Origin of the sequence: Paenibacillus sp. KS1 (genome assembly GCF_001680695.1) — a bacterium.
Lineage (GTDB): Bacteria > Bacillota > Bacilli > Paenibacillales > Paenibacillaceae > Paenibacillus_B > Paenibacillus_B suaedae.
Genome location: NZ_MAIS01000156.1, coordinates 1 through 5,818 on the forward strand (window position 1 = coordinate 1; position 5,818 = coordinate 5,818).

Sequence of the window (5,818 nt, forward strand, 5' to 3'; positions counted from 1 at the left end):
CAAAATGAACAAGACCAAGATTACACCAATCGAAGTGAAACCTCCAAATCCACATGAGAAACCTCCAACAACTTCACCCATATGCGTAAACCTCCTCTCGTTTGGCACATTTACATCGTATAAATGTTACCTTCATTCTGACCCGGCTATTTCCTATACTGAATTAATTAGGCGGTGTTGCCCCTTCAAAGGGTAGAATTCCACGACTCCGTCCATTGAATCGGCTCTTATTCGAACTGGCCTTTATGCCCCCTCGACAACAGGATATTCAAGTTATCAATGCTGAAGATGCGTCATTAGTAAATTTGATCCTCGTGAAATGCCTATGGGGGAATAGTGTGAGTTCAGATCCTTTTATCAAATTAACAAAAGCTGCCACAGAGTACAATGACCAACAAAATAAACAGAACCAATATAATGGCTGTAGAAGTAAAGCGATGATGATGACCAATTTCACTCATTTGAGATGCCCTCCTCTCGCTAGATACAATACATATAGTATTAAGGTAGTTATGTGCGTGTCTCGGCTATACCCTATTCATTGTAAAAAATACTAAGATCCACAGACTTCCTTTCCCACAGTGCTTTATTAAGCCTGTTTCATATTCCGCTTTAAACCATGCTCATTGTTTTTGGATAGACACCGTATTCAACTCCCCATTCCAAGCTATCATCAGATAGCCTGCAGCTTCTATGCACCGACTCATAGGTAAAACGGCCCAACAAGTGCGCTTAAACAGCTCATTCTCTACTTCAACATCTGCTACCTCATTGCCTCAAAAGGTTGCGGATGTGATTATCAACCAACTGAAATTATGGGGCGTTAAGCGGATTTACGGGGTGATCGGGGATGCCATTTTTGGATTGATGGAAGGTCTCTCACGCCAGAATGATTTGGAATGGATTGGGGTAAAACATGAGTCTGTCGCTGCAATAATGGCGTCTGCCGAAGCCAAATTAACCGGTCGAATCGGAGTATGCGCCGCGCAAATGGGACCTGGTTTGACTAATTTAATGACTGGCCTAGGAGATGCAAACTTAGATCGCGTTCCAGTCTTGGCCATATCAGGTCAAGCGCCTACCCCCAAGATCGGAACAGCGTATAAGCAGTATATTGATCAGCAGGGACTAGTTCAGGCGATTACCGGGTTCAGCCGAATTGTCGTTCATCCCAAAGCAGTCGTTGACACCTTAGCACAGGCCATGTTTACGGCAATGGAACAGGCAATTCCCGTTCATCTTTCCATACCTTCCGATCTATGGACTCTTCCCTGCGGGGCAAAACCGCGTGAACCGATTCAAATAGCAAATCAAATAGCTGGACATAGCCAACTCCAACAAGCGGCGAATCTTATGCTTAAGGCGAAGCGCCCCTTGATCCTTGCTGGCAATCGAGCAAATCATGCCTGTGATGCGATCCGGAAACTGGCTGATCGCTGGGGATGCGGAATTGTTATGAGTTATGGAGCAAAGGGGATAATTGCGGGTTCTCACCCTTACCTGCTCGGCGGTTTGGGCGAAGGCGGGAATCCTTTTGCAAGCGACTTATGCAAACAAGCGGATGTCGTCCTTGCCATCGGTACCTCTTGGTGGCCGGAATATCATGTCCCTGAACATGCGCAAGTGATCCATATCGAAGAACGGATATCAGCTATCGGCGAGGTCATTCCGTCACAAGTCGGGATCGTCGGTAATATCGCAGAGATAATCCAAGCACTTACAGAAGGCATAACAGACTACCGTTTAAATCCCCATTGGTTGCAGCTCGTGAACCAATGTAAACAAGTCTGGAATGAACAAAATGAACTAGAACGCGCCATCTCATCGTCACCACTTCATCCCGCATTGATCGTCAGCGTCGTTGAACAACACATTGACAAGGACGCCATTATTGCGCTGGATGAAGGAGATGTTACCTTATGGTTTCTAAGAAACTTCAGGGGAACCGCCCATCATTTGGTGTTATCGGAGCGTTGGAGAACGATGGGGTTTGGATTGCCGGCCGCAATGGCAGCAAAATGTTCATTTCCGAACAGGCAAGTCATTTGTGTTACAGGGGACGGCGGATTAGGAATGGTACAGGCGGATTTGATTACAGCCGCACGTTACGGACTTCCCATAACAGTCATCGTTTTCAATAATGGAACCCTGCAAATGGAACAAGATAAAATGATGATGAAACATCTCCGTCCGTTTGGGACGGACATCTCGAACCCGAATTTCGTCCAAATTGCAGAAGCTTCTGGATGGGTAGCTAAACGAGCAAAAACGAATGATGAGCTTCGCATCGCCTTAGATGAAGCGAAATCAACCTCCAAACCTTACCTCATCGATGTCCCGACGGCAAAAATAACGCATCCGGATTTTCAATTCCAAAAATAAAGGAGCATGATTATATGACATCGGCAACCGAAAAACATCCTACCTCCGTAACCATGCCCAAACCTCCTTATCCACTTCAGCACCAAGATGAGCAGCCCGGTATTGAGTCTCTGATGAACCCGCGTCCCATTTATGACGATCCGAACTACAAACCGAGTGGCAAACTAAAAAATAAAGTGGCCATCATTACCGGAGGAGACAGCGGCCAAGGACGAGCCATAGCCGTGGCCTTCGCCAAAGAAGGCGCAGATGTCGTCATTGTTTATCTCAACGAACATACAGATGCTGAAGAAACCAAACAGGTTGTCGAGCAAAAAGGGGGTAAATGTCTGTGTATTGCCGGGGATCTTGGCCAAGAAGATTTTTGCAAACAAATCGTGGAACAAACTGTCACACAATTCGGCAAACTGGATATTCTCGTGAATAACGCGGCTGAGCAGCATGTTCAGAACAGTTTAGAAAGTATTATATCCGAACAGATGGAAAGAACGTTTCGAACCAATTTTTTTCGGTATTTTTTTTAACGAAGGCCGCCCTTCCCCATATGAAAAAGGGAAGCAGCGTTATCAATGCCGCCTCCCTCACTGCCTATGAGGGGAATGAACAGCTCATCGATTATTCAGCTACCAAGGGCGCCATCGTTGCTTTTACCCGGTCGCTCTCGAAATCGTTGCACAGGAGAGGCATACGAGTAAACGGCGTTGTCCCTGGGAGCATATGGACGCCTCTTATACCCGCATCCTTTCCTGCCGCTCAAGTAGCAAAATGGGGAGAAAAAAATCCGATGGGACGTGCAGGCCAACCTTGCGAGATCGCTCCCGCGTATGTATTTCTAGCATCGGAAGACGCATCGTATATTTCCGGACAATTCATTCATGCTACAGGCGGTGTTATTGTGAACAGCTGAGGAGATCCAGCTTCGTGTAGATTCGAAAATCGGAACCTTTCCCTTTCTTTTATCGTCCTCGCCGCTGGATTTGGTAATATCCCCTCATGGTAGACAACGAAAAACAGACATCTGGTAAAATGGACTTAGACATTGCAAACCTGAGGGGATTTTTTATGGGGGAAACGGGTCGTACGAATAACAATTATACCAAGGAATTAAAAATGGAGGCTGTACGGCTGGTATCTGAGGAGGACATATCATGCCGCGAGGCGGCTAAGCAACTCGGTATTCGGAATATGACACAAGTAGTTGTATAGGTAAATCTACATAAGTCAGGCCAACACTTTAATCAAGAAACTCCCCGTAAAGGTCGGCCAAAGTCCAAGTTCAAAAGTATAGTAGAAGAAATAGCGTATTTTAAGGCGGAAATTGAGTACTTAAAAAAGCGGTATCCAAATCTACACGGGGAGTGACGAGTAAAGCTAATCGGTTTGGAATCATCGAGGAGATGAGTGTGAGATTTCCACTGGGTTGGTTCGTACAATTGGCTGAAGTATCACTTGCAGTCTATTATAAGTGGTGTAAGAAGATTTCAGAACCAAATCTTCGCAGGTTGCAAGAGCAGTTAATAGAAGAACGTATAATGGCGATATACCGACTACATGTGTACTTTGGCTATCTGCGTATAACCGTTGCTTTGAAACGCGAAGGGATTCATGTCAACCATAAGCGTGTTTATCGGATTATGAAGAAAACTTGGTATTCGTTCTGTCATTCGAAAGAAACGTCGTTATTCTAGCAAGCATGAATCTGTTGTTCATCCGAATCGACTTGAACTATATTCGGATAGGTGTTCGCTTTGTTTATCTATCCGCGATTCAGGATCTTTTCAATAACGAGATTATGGCGTGGCAATTATCTGATCGAAATGACCTCGTACTCGTTACAAAGACTTTAGACATCCTTAGCGAGAAGACAGATCTCAACGGTGTGACTTATCTTATCCGGCTTTGACTTGCATTCTGACGATATCCACTGTGCTCGACAGAATGGTAGTCCGCTGTTTTCTTGAGCTGGCGAACTGTAAAAGTACATATGCACGATTTCGAATGTCTTACCGGCAGCTTCTTTAACTCTTCTAGCTGTCAAGAATATACCACGTATTGTTTCCTTATCTTCGATAAACGTTTGATCCTCAATTATGTATCTTGCTAATATCCGTTTAGATGCAAATGAGGTGTCGTCTATACTTGCAATTGTGTATTTACTCAATCGTCGTCACCTCGATAGTCAAATCAGATCCAAGCGCACGAGCTAATGACCTAGCATCCTCTGCGGGATCTAGTGTTACCTGTTTAATCATTTCTCTTAATTTGTCCATTCGCTCTTTAAAGTCAATCATACTATTTAGAGTCGTTCCCATTCCCATATCGCCTCCATCTATTTCAGTTTTTCATCATCTATAACCTAATAATAAAGCACCCCGAAGGATGCTTAGACTTGACCAGATTCGACAGCTACAATGAATTCTCTTCCGAATTTAGTTAACTCAGCATTATAATCAAAAACTAATAACTTGCGGGCACTAGCCTCAGGAAATGAAATATTGTCAACTAGGCGATCATCTTTAATGGCGCTCATGACTTCTATAAAATAGCCGTAGTTTTCAAAACCTAAATCTTCTTTTTTTAGACTCTCTGCCTGCTTCGATAATCTTGAGCACTTCATACACATAGTCCCTGACACTCATATCCCCCCCTCTCGTCATACTTCGACATAAGGGAGGTATTTCCTCCTATGAAAAAAGCCGCTGGATGATCAGCAGCTAAATCCATGTTAAATATCGTACACATCTAAACCAAGCGCATATTGAGTTTTTGAATTATTCACTTTCTCCACAAGTAAATATAGTTTTGCCCCATTAGGTATATATATGTTATCAATCGCTTGAAGTGGACCAATATTATAATTAGAGTACATCAATCTCGTACTAGTATTATCACCGTACTCAATTTTGAAGGCTAATCTAAAGTTTCTCCAATCGTCCGTCGGTGTTGGTTGAGCCCACGCATATAATCTCTGTATTTTTCCTGTGTTATTAGTCCATGTAAACCAATCCTTGTCTGTACTATCCTCGATGTATAAATTCACGATGTTCCTGGGAAAAAGAGTGATCGCAGTTTCTGGAGTATCTCCAATCCCTTTGGCTGCAAATGCATTTGTTGAGAATACCAGCATCAATGTAAATACAAGAAGTGTTGATACAAACTTTTTCATAGTATCCCACCTTCATATGTAGTAGAGTTGTTTTCCAACTCCCACCTAGATAATACCATTATCTTACTTACAAAGTATATGGAATTTTGTATTAAGTTCCATTTAATTACTATTTCCAGGAAGTTTAATTGATATAAAACCAGCTAATGTTTGTCAAGCTATCCCCTTGGTTATTTAATGAATTACTGAATGGCAAAAAAAAACTCCATTGCCGTGGAGTTTTTTTTAGAATTGAATAAGTTTATGTTTGGTAAGGCTGGCCTCTATTCA

7 protein-coding genes and 1 pseudogene are annotated in these 5,818 nt (G+C 43.2%); 4 read left to right on the top strand and 4 right to left on the bottom strand.

The window, feature by feature from the left end:
- Nucleotides 1-362: 362 nt before the first annotated feature.
- On the bottom strand, nucleotides 363-461 hold the full coding sequence (gene yjcZ, locus BBG47_RS29655; protein ID WP_138186343.1) for a sporulation protein YjcZ: 99 nt from the start codon (nucleotides 459-461) through the stop codon (nucleotides 363-365).
- Between the two features lie 331 nt (nucleotides 462-792).
- On the opposite strand from yjcZ, the gene BBG47_RS26905 reads away from it, so the two are divergent.
- From BBG47_RS26905 to BBG47_RS26920, 4 genes and pseudogenes are all read left to right on the top strand, one after another.
- Nucleotides 793-2,382, top strand: a complete 1,590-nt coding sequence (locus BBG47_RS26905) for a thiamine pyrophosphate-binding protein (RefSeq protein WP_254659943.1) — start codon at nucleotides 793-795, stop codon at nucleotides 2,380-2,382.
- 53 nt (nucleotides 2,383-2,435) lie between these two features.
- Nucleotides 2,436-3,289 (top strand): annotated as a pseudogene (locus BBG47_RS26910) (SDR family oxidoreductase).
- Between the two features lie 155 nt (nucleotides 3,290-3,444).
- Nucleotides 3,445-3,588, top strand: coding sequence for a transposase (locus BBG47_RS30940; RefSeq protein ID WP_254659944.1), 144 nt, complete (start codon nucleotides 3,445-3,447; stop codon nucleotides 3,586-3,588).
- A gap of 197 nt (nucleotides 3,589-3,785) precedes the next feature.
- Nucleotides 3,786-4,070, top strand: a complete 285-nt coding sequence (locus tag BBG47_RS26920; RefSeq protein ID WP_065294305.1) for an IS3 family transposase — start codon at nucleotides 3,786-3,788, stop codon at nucleotides 4,068-4,070.
- Nucleotides 4,071-4,535: 465 nt separating this feature from the next.
- On the opposite strand, the gene BBG47_RS30185 is transcribed toward BBG47_RS26920, so the two are convergent.
- The 3 genes from BBG47_RS30185 to BBG47_RS26935 form a co-directional block, all read right to left on the bottom strand.
- Nucleotides 4,536-4,694 carry a hypothetical protein gene (locus tag BBG47_RS30185; protein WP_175400654.1) on the bottom strand — a complete coding sequence of 53 codons (159 nt, stop codon included), beginning with the start codon at nucleotides 4,692-4,694 and terminating at the stop codon, nucleotides 4,536-4,538.
- 71 nt (nucleotides 4,695-4,765) lie between these two features.
- A complete protein-coding gene (locus tag BBG47_RS26930) occupies nucleotides 4,766-5,017 on the bottom strand; it encodes a hypothetical protein (RefSeq protein ID WP_065294307.1) in 252 nt (83 codons plus the stop codon).
- A 90-nt stretch (nucleotides 5,018-5,107) separates the two neighbouring features.
- On the bottom strand, nucleotides 5,108-5,548 hold the full coding sequence (locus BBG47_RS26935) for a hypothetical protein (protein ID WP_065294308.1): 441 nt from the start codon (nucleotides 5,546-5,548) through the stop codon (nucleotides 5,108-5,110).
- Nucleotides 5,549-5,818: the final 270 nt, after the last annotated feature.